This window comes from Nonomuraea sp. NPDC049378 (genome assembly GCF_055586745.1).
The window spans coordinates 84,269-102,797 of the sequence record NZ_JBVJHP010000004.1 but is presented as its reverse complement, the minus strand read 5'-3'; the positions used below and the strand labels follow the sequence as shown (position 1 = coordinate 102,797).

Genomic DNA, 18,529 nt, shown 5'->3' with positions numbered 1-18,529 from the left:
AGGGCGGGCTGATGGGCACGCCCTCCCCGGGGAGTTCGCTGAACGCCCGCAGACGGGCCCGCGAGCTGCGCCGGACGGCCGAGGAACGGGTGGACGTGCTGGTGGTGGGGCTCGGCGCGACCGGCGCGGGCGCCGCGCTCGACGCCGCGTCCCGAGGGCTGAGCGTGGCCGCGATCGACGCCCACGACCTGGCGTTCGGCACGTCCAGGTGGAGCTCGAAGCTCGTCCACGGCGGGCTGCGCTACCTCGCCAGGGGACAGGTCGACGTGGCTTACGAGAGCGCGGCCGAGCGCGGCATCCTGCTCCGCACCACGGCTCCGCACCTGGTCAAGGCGCACCCGTACGTGCTGCCGCTGACGCCCGCGGTCTCGCGGCGGCAGGCGGCCATGGTGGCGGCCGGCTACCGGATGGGCGACGCGCTGCGGGGCGCCGCCCGCACGCCGCGCCGCCTGCTGCCAGGTCCCACGCGGCTCACGGCTGCCCGCACCCGCACCCTGGCGCCCGTGCTCAGCGGCGACGGCCTGCGCGGCGCGCTGCTGTCGTGGGACGGGCGGCTGCTCGACGACGCGCGGCTGGTGGTGGCGATCGCCAGGACCGCCGCCGCCCGCGGGGCCCGCGTGCTGACCCGCTGCCGCGCGCTGCGGCTCTCGGAAGCGGGCGCGGACGTACGCGACGAGCTGACGGGCGAGGAGTTCACCATCCGGGCCGCAGCGGTGATCAACGCAACGGGAGCGTGGGCCGGATCGCTGGATCCGCAGGTGAGGCTGCGCCCGTCACGCGGCACCCACCTCGTTCTCTCCCCCGGCACGCTGCCCGGGCTGATCGCGGGCCTGCACGTGCCCGTCCCGGGAGAGAGCAACCGGTTCGCGCTCGTGCTCCCCCAGCACGACGGGCGCGTGTACGTCGGGCTCACGGACGAGCCGGTGGACGGGCCGGTGCCGGACGTCCCCGAGGCGCCGGAGGAGGACGTCAGAACGCTCCTGGAGGTGCTGAACGGCGTTCTTGAGGCCCCGGTGACCAGAGAGGCGGTTGCGGGCGCGTACGCGGGCCTCAGGCCCCTCCTGGCGGCCGACGGGCGGACGGCCGACCTGTCCCGGAGGCACGCCGTCCTGTCGGGCGGGGGCGTCGTCACGGTCGTCGGGGGCAAGCTGACGACATATCGCCGCATGGCCGAGGACGCGGTGGATCGGGCGGTCTCGGACAGGAGGCTGCCGGGCGGCCGGAGCCGTACGAAGAAGATCCCGCTCGTGGGGGCGGGCCCGCAGCCGTCCGGGGTGCCGATGCGGCTGGCCGAGCGGTACGGCGCCGAGGCGCAGGCCGTGCACGAGCTCGTCAAGGCGCACCCCGAGGAGGTCGGGCTCGGCATCACCAGGGGCGAGCTGCTGTGGTCGGTCCTGCACGAGGGCGCGCTCGACGAGGGCGACCTGCTGGACCGGCGGACCAGGATCGGCCTGGTCGAGCGGGACAGGGAGCGCGCGCTGCCCGCGACACGGGACGTACTGCGCGGAACACCCCCCGCCTGATGGCACCAACCCGTTAGATTAGGCTTACCTAATCTGGTCGGGGAAGGGGTACGGGCGTTGGCGACGGGCTGCGAGCATCCCATCGGGTGCCACACGGGCGAGGTGCCCACACTGGCGAGCGCGACCGTGGGAGCCAGGCTCTGGCTGCTCATCGAATACACCGGCGCCTGGCCCTCGCGCCTGGAAAACTTCGAACTTCCTCAAGAAATCTCCGAACTCGTCCGCCGGGCGCTCGAACGCGGTATCAGGCCCCAGCTGATCCGCCGTCCCGGAAAGCGGACCCGCCAGCGGGAGCAGGGAATCCGTGTGCTACTGGGTCACGCGGCCGGCGATCGCCCATGGCTCGCCGGGGGCGTCGTCGCAGGTCCCGACGATCTTGACCTGGACGCTTTCGTGGCCGGAGCAGTCCCGGAGTCCTGCATACTTGAAGACGAGCCGGTATTTCTGGTCTGCACGCACGCCAAGCGCAATGTGTGCTGCGCCCGCATTGGATTGCCCCTCGCTCGGTCACTAGCCGAATCTTTGCCGGACAGAGTGTGGGAAACGTCACACGTTGGCGGCGATCGCTACGCCGCCAACCTCGTGTGCTTGCCACACGGAATTTTCTACGGCAGCATGTCTCAGGCTGCTGCACTGGCAGCGGCTAACGCGTACCGGTCGGGCGAGATCATTCTCGACCGCTACCGGGGACGCGCAGGCATCCCTGAGCCATTGCAAGCCGTGGAACACTTCGCCCGAGCCCATACGGGAGAGCGTTCCGTCGGCGCGGTGGCCGTGGAATCCTCCAGGTCGGACGGCGACGTCACCAAAGCCATCGTGCGCTGCGGCGACGTCCGGTTCCAGGTTGTGATCGAGCCATCGGCGTTCACCGCGCCGTGTGGTACGGCTTGCGCCGAGACGATCACCACCTACCGGCTGGTTTCGCTGGACAGGCTCACGCCTGTGCGGTACGCCACGCCCGCTCTCGCCTGACCAGGGAACATCACGGCCCGACCTTGCGTTGGAACAGTGACGCCATAAGCGTCCAATGCGGCTCAATTCCGAAATACCTCTCACGAAGGTGGTTTTCTCATGTCTCAGGTACGTCGGCAGCTCGCCCGCCCGCGCCCCAGCTGGGGTTGGCAGGATGATGCCGCGTGCCGGGGTGAGGACCTCGTGCTCTTCTTCGGCCCCGACGGGGAGCGGCAGCCCGAGCGTGACGTACGTGAGCGGAAGGCGAAGGCGATCTGCGCCCAGTGCCCCGTCCGCACCGAGTGCCTTGACTACGCGCTGTCCCGGCCCGAGAAGTACGGCACGTGGGGCGGTCTCAACGAGGACGAGCGCGCCAGCGAGCGTCGCCGTCGTATGCGCCGCGCGGCCAGCGCCGGCATCTCCGCCGCCTGACACACACCCGGCTGCGTCACCAGCCCGCGTGATCATGCAGTTGTCCCGATGAACCAGGGCCTGGCCCTCCACGTCCAGGCCCTGGCGAACCCGGTCGGGACAACTGCCTGATCAGGCACCCTCACCTGGCACCATCCACGGCTTCACCCAGCGGTCCGGCCGGGCGACATCCCGGCAGGGACCCGCGGCGATCACGCCCGCACCGGCGGCTTCGCCGGGCCCCAGGGCGGTCCACTTCTCCGCACCGGCGATGTTTTCCCGCCGGTCTCACACGCCGGCGACGTTCCACCCGCGCGGCTGCACACGCCCGCGCCGGTCCGCACGGCGATCCGGCGGTCCCGCACCCGCCTCCCCCGGCCCCCCGGCCCACGGCCTCTCCCAGCCGGCGATCGGGACCGGCCCGCTTGCGCGGCCCTCTCGAAGGGGCGCCTCTGGCGCGCCCACGGTCGAGTGACCGAAATGCATCGCCGGGCAGACCGTAACCCGGCCTGCCCGGCGACGAACACCCGCCTCAGACGATCAGGTCGTCGAATTCCCCGTCCTTCGCTCCGAGCACGAACGCGGTGATCTCAGCCTGCGTGTAGACGAGCGCGGGGCCGTCGGGAAAACGTGAGTTGCGCATCGCTATCTCCCCCGTGGGCAGGCCGGCGACCTCGACGCAGTTGCCGTTGGGGTTGCTCTGCTTGCTCTTGCGCCAGGCGACGGGAAGGCGGCCGGCGGGCGTTCCGTTGCGGAACTCGTGCATGGAGGCGGCTCCTCGCGATCTTACGGATGCACGTGCATCCGCGCTTGCGAGTTGACAATACGACAGCACGCCGCGGCCCATATACCGGACGACCAAAAATCCTGGTATGCCGTGGATCACAGGGATATCAGCAGCTCAGCTGGAAATAAGCCGCTCCAGGAAGCGCCGGGTCGCCTTGGGCTCCTCGGCCTGGATGCTGAGCCGATCCATGACCTCCATGTAGTGGTCGGAATCAGCGGGCTTGTCCAGGTAGAGGGCGCTGGTGAGCTGCTCCATGTACACCACGTCGGGCAACTCGCGCTCGGGGAAGCGCAGGATGCTGAAGGGACCGCCGGCCGCCGCGTGCCCGCCGCGGTCGAACGGCATGATCTGCACGGTGACGTTGCGTTCAGCCGTGATGTCGAGGAGGAAGGCGATCTGCTCCCGCATCGTCTCGGGCCCGCCCAGCGTGCGCCGCACGACGGCCTCGTCGATCACCGCCCAGAGCGTCAGGCCGCTGTCCAGCCGCCTCTGCCTGGCCATGCGCAGCGCCACCCGGCGGTCGAGCTCCGACCGCGCGGCCTTCTCGTGGGCCAGTTCGATGACCGCTCTGGCGTAGGCGGAGGTCTGGAGCAGCCCGGGGACGAACTGGTTCTCGTAAGTACGGATGCTGGAGGCGGCGCCCTCCAGGCCGATGTAGACCTCGAACCACGACGGCAGCAGGTCGCCGTACTTGTGCCACCAGCCGGGGGCGTTGGCCTGCTTGGCCAGGGCGAGCAGCGGCTCGCGCTCGGAGGGGTCGGTGACGCCGTAGAGGGTGAGCAGATCGGCCACGTCGCGCTGCTTGAAGCTGACCTGGCCGAGCTCCAGCCGGCTGATCTTGGCGTGAGATGCGCGAATCGAGTACCCCGCGTCCTCGCGCGAGATACCCTTCTCCGTGCGGAGCCTGCGGAGTTGGGTGCCGAGCAGGATTCGCAGCACCGTCGGGCTTCCGGGGGCATGGCTGAGCAGCCTTCCCTCCGCGCTCTGTGCGCTCACGCACCGCTCCTAGATCATCTGCACGTGCAGATGCGATTCGCATCTGTAAACTACGAAAAGTCTTGCATCGGTAAGCACTCCCCGTAAAGATGGGCATTGGATCACCAGACCGCGCTTCGGGGGCCTGAATGACGACTTTCGACGCTCGGCCGCAAGCCGCCATCGGTTCCCGGCCTCCCGGATGGCTTTCGTCCGTCCTCGTTGACGGTCATGCCGGTGAGTGCGACGCCGTCTTCCCCTTCCACCAGCGCCTCGAGCCTTCGTGCGTGGCGACCGCCCGGCGGTTCGTCGACCAGACGCTCACCGCGTGGGACGTGACGGAGGTGGCCTTCGACGCGCAGCTCGTGGTCTCGGAGCTGGTGACCAACGCCATGCGGCACGGCGGCGGGGTGGCCCAGCTGCGCCTGCTGTCTCACGGCGCGGAGCTCGCCTGCGTGGTGGCCGACCACAGCCACACCGTGCCGGTGGCCGCCGCGCCCGACGTGTTCTCGGAGTTCGGGCGAGGGCTGCGGCTGGTGGACGCCCTCTGCTCCACCTGGGGCTGGCTCTCCCCCAGTGGCTCGCGCAAGCTCGTCTGGGCCGTCCTCGCCGGCTGACCCGGCCGCGTGCGGGCTCGATGTCCTCGCCGACCGGCCGCGCCGCTCATCGCCGTACGTCATTCACCGCGATCCCGCCTCCCGGAGCAGCTCGAGCACGTCGTCGTCACTGAGCTGGTCGAAGCGCTCGTACCACTGGCCGACCGCCCTGAAGTCGACCGGCGTCAGCAGCACGACCACCTCGTCGGCCTCCTCCCGCAGGGACGTGACGGTGTCGCGCGCCCCGACCGGCACGGCCAGCGTCACCTTGTCGGGCTTGGCCGTGCTGACCGCCCTGAGCGCGGCCCGCGCGGTGCCGCCGGTCGCCAGGCCGTCGTCCACCACGATCACCTCGCGTCCCTCCAGCGAGGGCAGCGGGCGGTCACCCCGGTAGACGCTCACCCGGCGGGCCAGCTCGCGCCGCTCCTGCTCGACCACGTCCGCGACGGACTCGGGGGTCAGGCCGAGCCGGTGCAGCAGCGCCAGGTCGAACACCGGCTCGCCACCCTCGGCCACCGCGCCGACGCCCAGCTCGGGCTGCCCCGGATAGCCGATCTTCCTGGTCACGAGCACGTCGAGCCTGGCGCCGAGCCGGCGTGCGATGGGCTCGGCCACCGCCACCCCGCCGCGCGGCAGCGCGAGCACCACGGGGTCGTGGGCGTCCCGCAGCCCTTCGGCGAGCAGCGCACCGGCCTCTGCCCGGTCTGCGAAAAGCATCATGACTTCTGCCTACCCGCCGACGCCGTCTCCTCGCCTCCGCACGCCCGCCCCGGAGCGACGAACGGCCGCCCCGGCAGGGACCGGCGGCACGAGGGCGCGCGAGCCGGCCTGGCGAGGCCGCACGGGCCCCGCGAGGCCGGCCGGGTGGCGGCGCCGGCGGAGGGTCAGGGACGGTTGCGCCCCGAGCGGCGCATCTCCTTCGTGATGACCTTCCACTTGTTCTGCTGCTCCTTACGGAGCCGCGCGTCGGTCCTGGCCGCCATCCACGCCGCCTCCCGCTGCAGCTTGCGCCAGCTCTCCAGGCGCCGCTCCGGCAGCTCTCCGCTGTCCAGGGCGGCCAGCACCGCGCACCCGGGCTCTCCGGCATGGCCGCAGTCGCTGAACCTGCACCGCTCCGCGAGCGCCTCGATGTCGGCGAAGACGAGGTCGACGCCCTCGCCGATGTCGTAGAGGCCGATCCTGCGGATGCCCGGCGTGTCGATGATCAGCCCGCCGCCGGGCAGCGGGATCAGCTCTCTGTGCACCGTGGTGTGCCGGCCGCGCCCGTCGGCGGCGCGCACCTGCTGGGTCTCCATGACGGGCTCCCCCGCCAGGGCGTTGACCAGGGTGGACTTGCCGGCGCCCGACGGGCCGAGGATGACGGCCGTACGGGAGCCCTCGAGGTAGTCACCGGCCAGCCGCACCCCGTCGCCGCTCAACGAGGAGACGGCGTGCACGTCGACGCCGGGCGCGGCCACCCGCACGTCGGCGAGCAACTGGTCGAGACCGTGCTCGAACAGGTCGGACTTGGTGATGAGCACCACCGGCGTGCCTCCTGACTCCCAGGCCAGGGCGGCGAGCCGCTCGATGCGGCCCAGATCGGCGAAGTCGGTGGAGTGCATGGACGGCTCGGCGACGAAGACGACGTCGACGTTGGCCGCGAGCACCTGGCCCTGGCCGTCGCCTGACAGGCCGCCGACCGAGGTGCGGCTGACGCCTCCCCGGATGAACGCGGTCGTCCTCGGCAGGACCTCGTCGAGCTCGTAGCGGCCCTCGTCGAGCCAGGACAGCGCGACCCAGTCGCCGACGCACGGCAGCGCCACCGGGTCGGCGGCGGCCGCCCTGCGCACGTGAGCGGCGTATCTGGCGTGATGCTGGCCGTCGGCCGCGATCACCTCGGCGGCGCCGCGATCGACGCGGGCGACGCGGGCGGGAACGGTGCCGGCGGGCAGCTCGGCGGCGCGCTGATCGCTCCAGCCGAGCAGGGAAAGATCGTATGACAACGCAGTGAACCTTTGATGCGAGAAGGAGCCGGGCAGCTCAGACGAGGGCCCGGAGGTGGACGGACGGCATGTCGACCAGAACGACCCGCATAGTCCTCACCTCCCCGATCGGTTGCCTGTGCGACTTTACGCACACAGCACCGACGTGCGCAATCACATTAAGTATCGCGATCTGTTGAACCGTGCCTGGGCGACCGGCCGTACCACCTGCCGACGGACGCGTGAAAGGGGAATGATGCGGATCAGCACGTATCCCCCGCCCTCGGCCGAGGGAGCCCTCCCGATGGGCAGGCCGCGCTTACGACACTGGCTCCGGCGGGTACGACCGGATGACGCGGTGCGCGACGGCGCGGTGCCGGACGACGAGGTGCCGGACGACGAGGTGGTCGTGTCCGCGCTCTACCGGGAGTATCACCGGCCGCTGCTGGCCTTCGTGATCAGGCTCACGGCCGGCGATCGGCAGTGGGCGGAAGACGTGGTGCAGGAGACCATGATCCGTGCCTGGCGCAGTGCGGAGCGGCTCGACCCTGACGCGGTCTCGCTCATGCCCTGGCTGGCCACGGTCGCCAGACGTATCGTGATCGACGACCGGCGGCGCAGGGACGCCCGCCCGCAGGAGTCGGGCGACGGTCAGCTGGAGAGCATGTCCGTGCCCGACGGGATGGAGGGACTGCTGCACCAGGTGGTCGTGACAGAGGCGCTGAAGGCGCTGTCGCCGGCACATCGCGAGATCCTCAACGAGACGATCCTGCGGGATCGCTCGGTCAACGACGCCGCGCGGTCGCTCGGCATCCCCGTGGGCACCGTGAAGTCCCGCGTCTACTACGCCGTCCGCGCGCTGCGGATCGCGCTGGAGGAGCGGGGGGTGACGGCATGACCTCCCGCGTCGAGCACACCGACGTCGGCGCCTACGCCCTCGGCCTCCTGGAGGAGGACGACCGCTTCGCCTTCGAGGCCCACCTGCTCGGCTGCCCCGCCTGCCGGTCCGAGCTGGCCGACCTGGCCGGCGTGGCGAGCGTGCTGCACGGCATCGGCCCTCTTCCCGAGGACCCCCGCCCGCCGTCCACCGGCGACCTCACCGGGCAGGGCGACGTGGTCGGCCGCCTCCGGCGCAGGAAGGCGGCTCACCGGCGGCAGCGCAGGGGGACGTTCGCGGTCGGGATGGCGGCGGCCGTCACGCTGGTCGCCGGCGGGCTGACCATCGGCACGCAGCTCAGCGCGGGCGAGCCACCGGTCGCGCAGGGTGAGGCGGAGAGCATGGGCCCGGCCGAGCAGTTCTTCGCCGGCGGCACCCCCATCGAGGGCGAAGGCGTCGACGGGGTGACCGGCGGGCTGGTCGTGGAGTCCAAGGCCTGGGGCACCCACGCCGCGCTCAAGCTGGCCGGGGTCAGAGGACCGCTGGAATGCGAGCTGGTCTCGGTCGGCAAGAAGGGAGAGCGGCGGGTGATGACCGGATGGTCCGTACCTCCAGCCGGGTACGGAGTTCCGGGCTCGCCCGACCCCCTCTACATGCACGGCGGCAGTGCCACGCCGCTGAAGGACGTCGACCGCTTCGAGGTGGTCACCTCGACCGGCAGGAAACTGCTCACCATCGAGGCCTGACCGCCGCCGTAGCGGGCGGGGCACTCCGGCCCGCCCCGCCCGCCCGGCGCCCCGCCGCACCCCGAGCCCGTGCGGCGGGGCGCCGCGTCACGTCAGGGCGGCCACATCCGACACCGGGAACAGGCAGGCCGCGGTGTGACCGGGGCTCTCCTGGGGCGCCAGCGGCGGGCGGGTGGCCGAGCATTCCGCGCGGGCGGCCGGGCAGCGGGTGTGGAAGCTGCAGCCGGACGGCGGATCGGCGGGCGACGGCGGGTCGCCCTTGAGCACGATGCGCCGCCGCGTCCGCTCCACCTTCGGGTCGGCCACGGGCGCGGCCGACAGCAGGCTGTGCGTGTACGGGTGGCGCGGCGCCGTGAACAGCGTCTCCGTGCCGGCCAGCTCGACGATCCTGCCGAGGTTCATGACGGCGACGCGGGTGGCGATCTGCCGCATGATCGACAGGTCGTGGGAGACGAACAGGTACGTCAAACCGCGCTCGGCCTGCAGCCGCTTCATCAGGTTGACGATCTGGGCCTGGATGGAGACGTCGAGCGCGCTGACCGGCTCGTCGCAGATGACCAGCTTCGGCTCCAGCGCCAGGGCTCGGGCGATGCCGATCCGCTGCCGCTGGCCGCCGGAGAACTCGTGCGGGAAACGGTCCTGGCTGCCCGCCTCCAGCCCGACGGCGTCGAGCAACTCGGCGACGCGCTGCCGGGCGGCGGCCGAGCGGCGGCGCACCCGGCCGTGGGTGACCAGCGGCTCGGCGACGATCTCGCCGACGCGCATGCGGGGGTTGAGGCTGGCGTACGGGTCCTGCAGCACGACCTGCATGTCCTCGCGCACCGCCAGCAGCTCCTTCTGGCGCAGGCCGAGGAGTTCCCTGCCGTCGAACCAGATCTCGCCGCCGCTGGCCTCGACCAGCCGCAGGATGAGCCGGGTCAGCGTGGTCTTGCCGCAGCCGGACTCGCCCACCAGGCCAAGTGTCTCGCCCGGGTGCACGTCGAAGGACACGTCGTCCACGGCGACCACCTTCGAGCTGAACTCCTTGCGCACGCCGCGCAGCGACAACAGCGGATCGGCCATCTACGGGCTCCCTTCGAGCAGGCAGGCGGCGCTGTGCCCCGGCGCGCGCTCCAGCAGCGGCGGCACCTGGGTGGCGCACTCGGGCACGGCCAGCGCGCAGCGGGGGTGGAAGGCGCATCCCCCGGGCGGCGCGAACAGGTTGGGCGGGCTGCCCGGGATCGGGTCGAGCGCCGCGCCGCCCGGCACGTCCGAGCGGGGCATGGAGCGCAACAACGCCTTCGTGTACGGCATGCGCGGCGTGTCGAAGACGTCGTCCACGGCGGCCAGCTCGACCGGGCGGCCGCCGTACATGACCAGGACCTGGTCCGCGGAGCGGGCCACCACGCCGAGGTCGTGCGTGATGAGCACGATGGCCATGCCGAACCGTTCCTGCAGCGCCGCGAGCAGCTCCATGATCTGGGCCTGGACGGTCACGTCGAGCGCGGTCGTCGGCTCGTCGGCGATGAGGATCCTGGGACGGCAGGCGAGCGCGATCGCGATCATGACGCGCTGGCGCATGCCGCCGGAGAACTGGTGCGGATATTCCCCGGCCCGCTGCTCGGGGTGGGGGATGCCGACCTCGCGCAGCGCCGCCACGGCCTGGGCCCGGGCCTCGGACCGGGACAGGCCCTGGTGCAGGCGGAGCGACTCGGCGATCTGCGCGCCCACGGTCTTGAGCGGGTTGAGACTGGTCATGGGGTCCTGGAACACCATGGCGATCTCGTTGCCGCGGATCCTGCGCATCTCCCGCTCGGGCAGCTTGAGCAGGTCACGGCCGCCCGCGAGGATCTCGCCGCCGGTGTAGTGGCAGGGAGGCGTGGGGTGCAGGCGCAGGATCGACAGGGCGGTCGCGGTCTTGCCGCTGCCCGACTCGCCGACCACGGCCAGCGTCTGCCCGGCCTCGACCGACAACGACACCCCGTTGACCGGTTTGACCGTGCCCGCGTCCAGGCGGAACTCGACGTGCAGGTCGTTGATCTCCAGCAGGCTCACTCGACGCCTCCCCGGAAGATCCGCAGCAGCTCTGCGGGGTCGGCCTGCACCGTCCCCTGAGGCGGGCGCGCGGCCTGGGCCAGAGCGCTGGGCTGCTTGAGCGCGCCCCCGGTGACGACGCTGACCACGGTGTCGCTCTCGGACACCCAGCCCTGGGCGCGGGCACGCAGCAGCGCGGCGGTGGAGGCCGCCGCGGACGGCTCGGCCGAGATGCCCTCCTCGCCGAGCAGCCGCATCGCCTCGAACAGGTCGTTGTCGTCGACGGCGACGACCCGGCCGCCGGAGTCGTAGACGGCGCGCAGCACCCGCGAGCCGCCCTGGATGGGGGCGTCGCCGGCGATGCTCTGGGCGACGGTCTTGTTCGCGTCGCCGTGGCGGCCCGCCACCGTCCTGCCCTCGGCGAAGGCGCGGACGAGCGGCGCGGAGGCGGCCGGCTGCACGCCCACCATCTTCGGCAGCCGGTCGATGAGCCCGAGCCGCTTCAGCTCCCGGAAGCCCTTCCAGGCGCCGTAGAGCCCGCCGCCGGTGCCGACCGGGTGCACCATGACGTCGGGCGCGCGCCAGCCGAGCGCCTCGCAGATCTCGTACGCGTACGTCTTCATGCCCTCGTGCCGCACGGGGTTGATGAAGTTGACGAAGCAGTAGAACCCGGCCTCCGACAGGGCGCTCACCCCGGCGAAGATCTCCAGGCTGGAGCGGTAGCGCAGGCGCAGCACGCGGGCCCCGCTGAGGCTGATGGCCGCGATCTTGGATTCGTTGGCGACGTCCTCGACCAGGACCGTGGCCTCGATGCCGGCCCTGGCCGCGTAGGCGGCGAACGAGGCGCCGGCGTTGCCCGAGCTGTAGGTGAACGCCTGCGTCACGCCCAGCGCCCTGGCGAAGCCGGTGGCGACGGAGAACCCGCGGTCCTTGAAGCTGCCGGTGGGCATGAGCGTGTCGTTCTTGACCAGCAGGCCGGGCAGGCCGATGTGGCGGCCCAGCCTCCTGGTGCGCATCAGCGGGGTGTCGCCCTCGCCGAGGTGGAGGGGTTCGGCGTGCTCGGGCAGCGGGAGCAGATCCGACCAGCGCCACAACCCCAGGTGGCGGCGGCTCGCCGCGCTGTCCAGGATGTCCTGCGGCTCGGCGGGGCCGAGGTCGTACTCGATCTCGAGCAGGCCGCCGCACGCCTCGCAGAGCAGGGCGGGGGTCTTCAGCGGGAAGGTGGCGTGGCAGTCGTCGCACCTGTAGTGCGTGGCGAGGTTCATCGGGTGTAGGCCTTCGGGTCGGCGACGTCGCGGAGGAGGTCGCCGGTGACGTTGATCGCGAGTGTTGTCATCATGATGGCAGCGCCGCTGAAGACCGCGATCCACCAGGCGCTGCGCAGATAGAGCTGGCCGTCGGCGAGCAGGCTGCCCCACGTGGGCACGCTGGGTGGCACGCCGAGCCCCAGATAGCTGAGCGACGCCTCCGCGACGATCATCGCCGCCACCTGAAGGGTGCCGATGGTGGCCAGCGGGGCGACGATGTTGGGGACGAGGTGGCGGACCATGATCTGCGGCCCGGTGTCGCCGATGGCCCTGGCGGCGGTGACGAACTCGCGTTCGCGCAGGGAGAGCACTTCGGCGCGGACCACGCGGGCGTACGACACCCAGCCGGTCAGGCCGAGCACGAGGATCATGAAGAACAGGCTCGGGCCGAGCACCGCGATGATGGCCAGCGCCAGGAGGATCGACGGGAACGCGAGCTGCACGTCGGCCAGGCGCATGAACACCTGCTCGCGCCAGCCCCTGTAGTAGCCGCTGATCACCCCGATCACGGCGCCGACCAGGCCGGACAGCACGGTGGCCGCCAGGCCGACGAGGAGCGAGACGCGGGTGCCGTACATGATGCGGCTGAGCACGTCGCGGCCCAGCTTGTCGGTGCCCAGCAGATAGCCGGGCTCGCTGCCGCTCATCCAGAACGGCGGGCGCAGCTTCAGCTCGAGGTTCTGCAGGTTCGGGTCGTGCGGGGAGATCAGCGGCGCGAACAGGCCGACGAACACGACGAGGACGATGACGCCCACGGCGACCTTGGCGGCGTGGTTGCGGCGCAGCGCGCGCAGGACTGCGGTCGGCATCAGCTCAACCTCACCCGGGGATCCAGCACGGCGTACGACAGGTCCACGATCAGGTTCACGACGACGAACACGGCCGCCAGGAACAGCACCGTGGCCTGCATCAGCGGATAGTCGCGGTACGTGATCGCCTCCACGGTCAGCCGCCCGATCCCCGGCCAGGAGAACACCTGCTCGGTGAGGATCGCGCCGCCGAGCAGGCTGCCGACCTCCAGGCCGACGACGGTGACGACCGGCAGCGACGCGTTGCGCAGGCCGTGCGAGGTGACGGTCATGAACCCGGACAGGCCCTTGGCCCTGGCGGTGCGGATGTAGTCCTCGCCGAGCACGTCGATCAGCGAGGAACGCAGCAGCCTGGCGATCATGGCGGCGGAGTAGAGGCCGAGGGTGATCGCGGGCAGCACCAGGTGGGCGGGCGAGCCGGTGCCCGAGGCGGGCAGCCACTGGAGGTTGACCGCGAAGATGAGGATGAGCAGGATGCCCACCCAGAACGCGGGAGTGGACTGGCCGACCAGCACCGAGGCCATGACGGAGGTGTCGGTCGCGCTGCCCCGCCTGACGGCCGCGACGATCCCGGCCGGGATCGACACGACCAGGGTGAACGCCAGGGCGGCCAGGGCCAGGTCGACCGTGAGCGGCAGCCGTTCCATGATGACCTCGAACGCGGGGCGGTGGAAGAACACCGACTGGCCGAAGTCGAGGCTGAGCAGGCCCGTCATGTAGGAGGCGTACTGCTCGGGCAGCGGCCGGTCGAGGCCGAGGCTCGCCCGCAGCGTGGCCTCCTGCTCGGCGGTGGCCTCCGGGGGCAACATCTGCTGCACGGGGTCGCCGGCCAGCCGGACGATGAAGAACGAGACGGTGGCCACGCAGAACAGCACGAGCAGGGTGTGGCCGATCCGCCGCAGGACGAATCCGGTCATGAGGTCGCGAGCTTGGCGTTCGCCATCGCGAGGGTGCCGTTGGCGTTGCTCTCCCACTGCACCTTGTCGCTGACCGCGTACAGGATGCTCGCCTGGTAGAGGTAGAGGAACGGCGACTCCTCGATCAGCATCTTCTGCAGCGCGGTGAAGGCCTCCTGGCGCACCTCCGGGTCGACCGACTGCTCTTCCTTGTCGACGAGCGCGTCGGCCTTCGGGTTGTTCCAGCGGCTCTGGCGCCGGTCGTGCCGGACGAACGACTGCAGATTGCTGGAGGCGTCCATGGTCCAGCCGGAGTTGCCGACGAAGTACATCTCGCCGAGCGCCTTGCGATTGTCCGACACCAGGCGGCCCTTGAACGTGGCCGGGTCGAGCAGCGACACCTCGGCCTTGACGCCGACCTCGGCCAGCTGCCCCGAGATGGCCTGGGCGATGTCCTTGTCGGCCGTGGAGGACGAGAGCTTGAGCGCGAACCCGTCCGGGTGCCCGGCCGCGGCGAGCAGGCTCTTGGCCTTGGCCACGTCGTGCTGGTACGGCTGGATCGCGGGGTCGAAGCCGAACGCCTGTTTGGGGATGAACGTCGGGGTGCGTTCCGCTGCGCCGTTGAGCACCGACGTGATGAGGGTGTCCACGTCGAGCGCGTGGTTGAGCGCCTGGCGCACCCGCTTGTCCTTCAGCGGGCCCTCTTCGGTGTCGAGCGAGACGAAGAACGTGCGCACGCCCGGCCTGGTGACGACCTTGAAGCCGGGGGCGTCGCCGAGCTGCTGCGCGGCGTCGGGGGTCAGGCCGGTCACGATGTCCACCTCGCCCGACTGGAGCGCGGCCAGCGACGACGACGGGTCCGGCATGATCTTGAAGACGAGCTGCTCGACGGCGGGCTTGCCGTTCCAGTGGTCCGGGTTGGCCTTGAGCGTGATCTGGCTGTCGCGCTGCCACCGCTCGAACGTGAACGGGCCGGTGCCGATCGGGTGCTCGGCGAAGGCCTTCTCCCCCTTCTCCTTGATGTGCTTCGGCGGCACGATCACGCCGCCGAACAACGACAGCTTGGCCGGCAGGATCGGGTCCGGCTCCTTGGTGACCAGGTCGACCGTGTGCGGGTCGATCACCTTCGCGCCGGTGACCAGGCGCAGCTCGACGATGGGCGACTGGGTGTCCGGGTTGATGAGGCGTTCGATGCTGTACGCGACGGCGGCGGCGTCGCAGGGCTCGCCGTTGTGAAAGGTGACGTTCTTGCGCAGGTGGAAGCGCCAGGTCTTGTCGTCCTTGGACTCCCAGCGTTCGGCCAGGCCGCCGACGAGCTTGTCGTCGGTGTCCCGGACGGTGAGCGTGTCGAAGACGTTGATCAGCACGTTCATGGAGGGCAGGTCGCCCTGCTTCTGCGGGTCGAGGGTGGTGGCGTCGGAGGCGAGCGAGACCCGCAGGGCGGTCCCGGCGCTTCCCTGTCCGCCGCCGGAGGGCTTCGTGCTGGCGCAGGCCCCGAAGGAAACCGTCGCCGCGGCCAGGCCGCCGATCTTGAACAGGTCCCGGCGGGCCAGCAACGCACGGTCGAACATAAGCCCCCGCCTCCCTTTCTTGCGTTTCACATGGTGAAATGGCGTATCACGTGGTTGAATATGACCCGTTTCGGTTATGTCCGTCAACCCTTTTGGGACAGTCACCATGAACTCGGTGGAGAAGACGCTCGTCGTCTTAGGAGCCCTGGCCGGCCACGATCAACCCCGCCGCCTGGCGGACATCGCCCAGCGGACCGGCATCAACAAGACGACCGTGCACCGGATCCTGCAGATCTTCATCGCCCAGGGGTACGCCGTCTCGCACGGCGACGGCACGTACGCGTCGGGGCCCGCCATCCTCGCGCTGGCCGGGGCGGCGCTCACCGACAGGGACATGACGACCCTCGTCCGGCCGATCCTGGAGAACCTGCAGCGCAACACCTCGCACACCGTGCACTTCGCGATCCGCAGCGGCTCGTCGGCCGTCTACCTCGCCAAGGTCGAGTCGCAGCAGCCGTACCGGATGGCCTCGCGGGTCGGGACGCAGATCCCGCTGCACTGCACCGCGATCGGCAAGGCGATCCTCGCCCACCTGCCGGAGGAGGAGGTGCGCGCGGTGCTGGCGGCGACCGCGCCGCTGATCAGCAACACGCCCGCCACCATCACGGACCCCGACCTGCTCGTGGCCGAGCTGGAGGCGGTGCGGCAGCGCGGGTACGCGGTCGACGACGAGGAGAACGAGCCGAACGTGCGATGCGTCGGAGCGGTGGTGCACGACGCGGCGGGGACGGCGGTGGGCGCGGTCAGCGTGGCGGGGCTGACGCTCAATCTGGACGAGGACGACGTGCCGCTGCTCGGCCCGCTGGTGGTGGCCGCCGCCGCCCGGGTCTCCGCGGCGCTGGGGAGGAACGTATGACAGCCGGCCGCATTCTGGCCAGGGCCCGCGACAAGGGAGAGTTCTCGGGCGCGGCCTGGGCCTACGGCACGTCCGCCGGGCCGGTCGGGCGAGACACGCTCGGCACGCTGCGCTGGGACGGCGTCCCGGTGGGCGACGACACGCTGTGGGACCTCGCCTCGCTCACCAAGCCGATCGTCGGGCTCGCGGTGATGGCCCTGGTGGAGTCGGGCGAGCTCACCCTGGACGACACCGTCGAGTCCCACCTGCCCCGTTACGCCGGCACCGACAAGGCCGGCATCACCGTGTTCGAGCTGCTCACCCACACCTCGCGCATCCCCGGCCAGCAGCCGCTCTACCGCCGCTGCCCCACCCGGGAGGACCTGCTCGACGCGCTCGCCGGCCTGCCGCTGCGCGAGCGGCAGGGCGTCGAGTACAGCTCCCAGGGCTTCATGATCCTCGCACTGGTCGCGGAGAGCGCCGCCGGGGTCCCGCTCGACCAGCTCGTACGCGAACGCGTCACCGCGCCCCTGAGCATGGACGACACCCGCTTCCTGCTTCCCGAGCACGACCGGGCCCGGGCGGCGGCCACCGAGGACTGCCCGTGGCGGGGCCGCGTCGTGCAGGGCACCGTGCACGACGAGAACGCCGAGGTGCTCGGAGGCGTCGCCGGCCACGCGGGCATGTTCGGCACCCTGGACGACCTGGCCAGGCTGGGCCAGGCGCTGTGCGGGGGCGGCGCCGGCGTCATCGCGCCGCGCACGCTGGCCGTCATGACCGGCACCAGGACCGGCGGCCGGGCGCTGGCCTGGCAGGGCCACGAACCCCGTCTGGGCAGCGGCGGCGACCTGCTCACCGCGTCGGCGTACGGGCACGACGGGTTCACGGGGACGAGCCTGTGGGTGGATCCCGAGCTGGACTTCTACGCCGTGCTGCTGACCAACCGCGTGCACCCGAGCCGGGCGTCGGGCGGGATCGCCCGCATCCGCCGCACGTTCCACAACGCCGCCGTCACGAGGGCGCTGCCATGAGCGGCGACGTACGCCTTCCCGCCGCCCTCGACACGCCGCTGCGCGTGCTCGGGCCGCCGCGCTCCGCCGGCGGGACCGGCCGCCTGCCTTCGGTGGACGGCCGCGCCCGCCTGACGCTCGCGGACGGGCGGGCCCGCCTGACCCGGCCGGAGCACGAGGAGGGGGCGGCCGCGCCCCCGGGCGGCGGGACGGCAACCGCTGCGGTCCCCGAGCTCGAGGGCGAACTCTGCATCGGCCCCGGCTGGGTGGACCTGCACGCCCACGTCTACGACGCGATGACGCAGATCAGCGTGCCGCCCGACCGGGCCGGCCTGGACGCGGGCGTGCACGTGCTCGCCGACGCGGGCAGCGCGGGACAGGCCACCATCGACGGTCTCGTCCGCTACGTCATCCCGGCCGCCAGGACGCAGGTGCGCGCCTGGCTCAACATCGGCTCCCACGGCCTGGTCCACCTGCGCGAGACCGCCGACCCGGCGTTCATCGACGTGGACGCCACGCTCGCCGCCATCGACCGGCACCGCGACGTCGTGTGCGGGGTGAAGGTGCGCTCCAGCGGCGCGATCGTCGGCGCGATGGGCCTGCAGCCGCTCCAGCTCGGCCGCCTGGTGGCCAGGGAGGCGGGCCTGCCGCTGCTGGTGCACGTGGGCGAGGCCCCGCCGCTGATCGGCGACGTGCTCGACCTCCTGGACGCCGGAGACGTCGTCACCCACTGCTACCACGGCAAGACCGGCGCCCCGTGGCTCCCCGGCGGCGCCCCGGCCCCGGCCCTGGACCGCGCCCTCGATCGCGGCGTGCTGCTGGACGTGGGGCACGGCGCGGCCAGCTTCAGCTTCGACGTGGCCACCCACGCGCTGGCGGCCGGCTTCCCGCCGCACACGATCAGCACCGACCTCCACGTACGCAACATCGCCGGCCCGGTGCACGACCTGGCCACCACGCTCACCAAGCTGCTGCACTGCGGCATGGGGCTGGAGCCGGCGATCGAGGCGGTCACGGCCACGCCACGCCGGATCCTGCGCATGGACCAGCCCTGGCTCGGCGACGACGGCACGATCCGCCACGCCACGATCTTCCGCCTGGCCGCGGCCGCTCCCCCGGGCCGCGCCTACGTGGACGCGCGCGGCGGCACCGCGCGCCCCGACCGCCACGTGATCCCGGTCGCCACCGTCAGGGAGGGCGTCCTGGCCGAGCTGTGACGACACCGGCGTCCCCGCCGGGACGGGTCCCGGCGGGGAGCTGA

Annotated in this window: 19 protein-coding genes; 9 read left to right on the top strand and 10 right to left on the bottom strand. The window is 71.7% G+C overall.

Annotation, left to right across the window (positions count from 1 at the left end):
- Positions 1 to 11 precede the first annotated feature (11 nt).
- The 3 genes from ACZ6SA_RS10475 (at position 12) to ACZ6SA_RS10465 (ending at position 2,906) form a co-directional block, all read left to right on the top strand.
- Positions 12 to 1,523: a glycerol-3-phosphate dehydrogenase/oxidase gene (locus tag ACZ6SA_RS10475; RefSeq protein ID WP_465827508.1), complete on the top strand. Its 1,512-nt coding sequence runs from the start codon at positions 12 to 14 to the stop codon at positions 1,521 to 1,523.
- A gap of 102 nt (positions 1,524 to 1,625) precedes the next feature.
- A complete protein-coding gene (locus tag ACZ6SA_RS10470; protein ID WP_347644329.1) occupies positions 1,626 to 2,495 on the top strand; it encodes a sucrase ferredoxin in 870 nt (289 codons plus the stop codon).
- 99 nt (positions 2,496 to 2,594) lie between these two features.
- A complete protein-coding gene (locus tag ACZ6SA_RS10465) occupies positions 2,595 to 2,906 on the top strand; it encodes a WhiB family transcriptional regulator (protein ID WP_101784355.1) in 312 nt (103 codons plus the stop codon).
- Between the two features lie 511 nt (positions 2,907 to 3,417).
- Here the strand turns inward: ACZ6SA_RS10465 and ACZ6SA_RS10460 are convergent.
- A complete protein-coding gene (locus tag ACZ6SA_RS10460) occupies positions 3,418 to 3,651 on the bottom strand; it encodes a DUF397 domain-containing protein (RefSeq protein ID WP_347644330.1) in 234 nt (77 codons plus the stop codon).
- Between the two features lie 135 nt (positions 3,652 to 3,786).
- On the bottom strand, positions 3,787 to 4,668 hold the full coding sequence (locus ACZ6SA_RS10455) for a helix-turn-helix domain-containing protein (RefSeq protein WP_347644331.1): 882 nt from the start codon (positions 4,666 to 4,668) through the stop codon (positions 3,787 to 3,789).
- Between the two features lie 266 nt (positions 4,669 to 4,934).
- Between ACZ6SA_RS10455 and ACZ6SA_RS10450 the strand changes: the two genes are divergently transcribed.
- Complete coding sequence (locus tag ACZ6SA_RS10450) at positions 4,935 to 5,264, top strand: ATP-binding protein (RefSeq protein WP_347644332.1); 330 nt, start codon at positions 4,935 to 4,937, stop codon at positions 5,262 to 5,264.
- 63 nt (positions 5,265 to 5,327) lie between these two features.
- On the opposite strand, the gene ACZ6SA_RS10445 is transcribed toward ACZ6SA_RS10450, so the two are convergent.
- A complete protein-coding gene (locus tag ACZ6SA_RS10445; RefSeq protein ID WP_347644333.1) occupies positions 5,328 to 5,963 on the bottom strand; it encodes a phosphoribosyltransferase in 636 nt (211 codons plus the stop codon).
- Positions 5,964 to 6,127: 164 nt separating this feature from the next.
- Positions 6,128 to 7,225: a ribosome small subunit-dependent GTPase A gene (gene rsgA, locus ACZ6SA_RS10440; protein ID WP_347644334.1), complete on the bottom strand. Its 1,098-nt coding sequence runs from the start codon at positions 7,223 to 7,225 to the stop codon at positions 6,128 to 6,130.
- 283 nt (positions 7,226 to 7,508) lie between these two features.
- Here rsgA and ACZ6SA_RS10435 point away from each other — a divergent pair, with 283 nt between their 5' ends.
- Entirely contained in the window at positions 7,509 to 8,102 is a 594-nt protein-coding gene (locus ACZ6SA_RS10435; RefSeq protein ID WP_443151224.1) for a sigma-70 family RNA polymerase sigma factor, read from the top strand.
- Positions 8,099 to 8,827 (top strand): anti-sigma factor family protein, encoded by a 729-nt coding sequence (locus ACZ6SA_RS10430; protein WP_347644335.1) that lies wholly within the window; start codon positions 8,099 to 8,101, stop codon positions 8,825 to 8,827. The genes ACZ6SA_RS10435 and ACZ6SA_RS10430 overlap by 4 nt, the downstream gene beginning before the upstream one ends.
- Before the next feature lie 87 nt (positions 8,828 to 8,914).
- Here the strand turns inward: ACZ6SA_RS10430 and ACZ6SA_RS10425 are convergent, their stop codons facing one another.
- Genes ACZ6SA_RS10425 through ACZ6SA_RS10400 form a run of 6 tightly spaced genes read right to left on the bottom strand, consistent with a single transcriptional unit; the run spans position 8,915 to position 15,423 of the window.
- Complete coding sequence (locus ACZ6SA_RS10425; protein ID WP_347644336.1) at positions 8,915 to 9,889, bottom strand: ABC transporter ATP-binding protein; 975 nt, start codon at positions 9,887 to 9,889, stop codon at positions 8,915 to 8,917.
- Positions 9,890 to 10,861, bottom strand: coding sequence for an ABC transporter ATP-binding protein (locus ACZ6SA_RS10420; protein WP_347644337.1), 972 nt, complete (start codon positions 10,859 to 10,861; stop codon positions 9,890 to 9,892). It lies immediately after the preceding gene.
- Positions 10,858 to 12,105 carry a threonine synthase gene (locus tag ACZ6SA_RS10415; RefSeq protein ID WP_347644338.1) on the bottom strand — a complete coding sequence of 416 codons (1,248 nt, stop codon included), beginning with the start codon at positions 12,103 to 12,105 and terminating at the stop codon, positions 10,858 to 10,860. The genes ACZ6SA_RS10420 and ACZ6SA_RS10415 overlap by 4 nt, the downstream gene beginning before the upstream one ends.
- Entirely contained in the window at positions 12,102 to 12,956 is an 855-nt protein-coding gene (locus ACZ6SA_RS10410) for an ABC transporter permease (protein ID WP_347618152.1), read from the bottom strand. The genes ACZ6SA_RS10415 and ACZ6SA_RS10410 overlap by 4 nt, the downstream gene beginning before the upstream one ends.
- Positions 12,956 to 13,873: an ABC transporter permease gene (locus ACZ6SA_RS10405; protein WP_465827504.1), complete on the bottom strand. Its 918-nt coding sequence runs from the start codon at positions 13,871 to 13,873 to the stop codon at positions 12,956 to 12,958. The genes ACZ6SA_RS10410 and ACZ6SA_RS10405 overlap by 1 nt, the downstream gene beginning before the upstream one ends.
- A complete protein-coding gene (locus ACZ6SA_RS10400) occupies positions 13,870 to 15,423 on the bottom strand; it encodes an ABC transporter substrate-binding protein (protein WP_465827502.1) in 1,554 nt (517 codons plus the stop codon). Before ACZ6SA_RS10400 ends, ACZ6SA_RS10405 begins: the two co-directional genes overlap by 4 nt.
- Before the next feature lie 115 nt (positions 15,424 to 15,538).
- Between ACZ6SA_RS10400 and ACZ6SA_RS10395 the strand changes: the two genes are divergently transcribed.
- Genes ACZ6SA_RS10395 through ACZ6SA_RS10385 form a run of 3 tightly spaced genes read left to right on the top strand, consistent with a single transcriptional unit; the run spans position 15,539 to position 18,485 of the window.
- Positions 15,539 to 16,279: an IclR family transcriptional regulator gene (locus ACZ6SA_RS10395; protein WP_465827501.1), complete on the top strand. Its 741-nt coding sequence runs from the start codon at positions 15,539 to 15,541 to the stop codon at positions 16,277 to 16,279.
- Positions 16,276 to 17,289 carry a serine hydrolase domain-containing protein gene (locus ACZ6SA_RS10390; RefSeq protein ID WP_465827500.1) on the top strand — a complete coding sequence of 338 codons (1,014 nt, stop codon included), beginning with the start codon at positions 16,276 to 16,278 and terminating at the stop codon, positions 17,287 to 17,289. Before ACZ6SA_RS10395 ends, ACZ6SA_RS10390 begins: the two co-directional genes overlap by 4 nt.
- On the top strand, positions 17,286 to 18,485 hold the full coding sequence (locus ACZ6SA_RS10385) for a hypothetical protein (protein ID WP_465827499.1): 1,200 nt from the start codon (positions 17,286 to 17,288) through the stop codon (positions 18,483 to 18,485). Before ACZ6SA_RS10390 ends, ACZ6SA_RS10385 begins: the two co-directional genes overlap by 4 nt.
- The last annotated feature ends 44 nt before the right edge of the window (positions 18,486 to 18,529 follow it).

Coding starts and splice junctions, on each gene's coding strand:
- ACZ6SA_RS10390 (WP_465827500.1), top strand. CDS start 16,276: ATGACAGCCGGCCGCATTCTGGCCAGGGCCCGCGACAAGGGAGAGTTC.
- ACZ6SA_RS10415 (WP_347644338.1), bottom strand. CDS start 12,105: ATGAACCTCGCCACGCACTACAGGTGCGACGACTGCCACGCCACCTTC.
- ACZ6SA_RS10445 (WP_347644333.1), bottom strand. CDS start 5,963: ATGATGCTTTTCGCAGACCGGGCAGAGGCCGGTGCGCTGCTCGCCGAA.
- ACZ6SA_RS10465 (WP_101784355.1), top strand. CDS start 2,595: ATGTCTCAGGTACGTCGGCAGCTCGCCCGCCCGCGCCCCAGCTGGGGT.
- ACZ6SA_RS10475 (WP_465827508.1), top strand. CDS start 12: ATGGGCACGCCCTCCCCGGGGAGTTCGCTGAACGCCCGCAGACGGGCC.
- ACZ6SA_RS10405 (WP_465827504.1), bottom strand. CDS start 13,873: ATGACCGGATTCGTCCTGCGGCGGATCGGCCACACCCTGCTCGTGCTG.
- ACZ6SA_RS10425 (WP_347644336.1), bottom strand. CDS start 9,889: ATGGCCGATCCGCTGTTGTCGCTGCGCGGCGTGCGCAAGGAGTTCAGC.
- ACZ6SA_RS10385 (WP_465827499.1), top strand. CDS start 17,286: ATGAGCGGCGACGTACGCCTTCCCGCCGCCCTCGACACGCCGCTGCGC.
- ACZ6SA_RS10435 (WP_443151224.1), top strand. CDS start 7,509: ATGGGCAGGCCGCGCTTACGACACTGGCTCCGGCGGGTACGACCGGAT.
- ACZ6SA_RS10430 (WP_347644335.1), top strand. CDS start 8,099: ATGACCTCCCGCGTCGAGCACACCGACGTCGGCGCCTACGCCCTCGGC.
- ACZ6SA_RS10400 (WP_465827502.1), bottom strand. CDS start 15,423: ATGTTCGACCGTGCGTTGCTGGCCCGCCGGGACCTGTTCAAGATCGGC.
- ACZ6SA_RS10410 (WP_347618152.1), bottom strand. CDS start 12,956: ATGCCGACCGCAGTCCTGCGCGCGCTGCGCCGCAACCACGCCGCCAAG.
- ACZ6SA_RS10460 (WP_347644330.1), bottom strand. CDS start 3,651: ATGCACGAGTTCCGCAACGGAACGCCCGCCGGCCGCCTTCCCGTCGCC.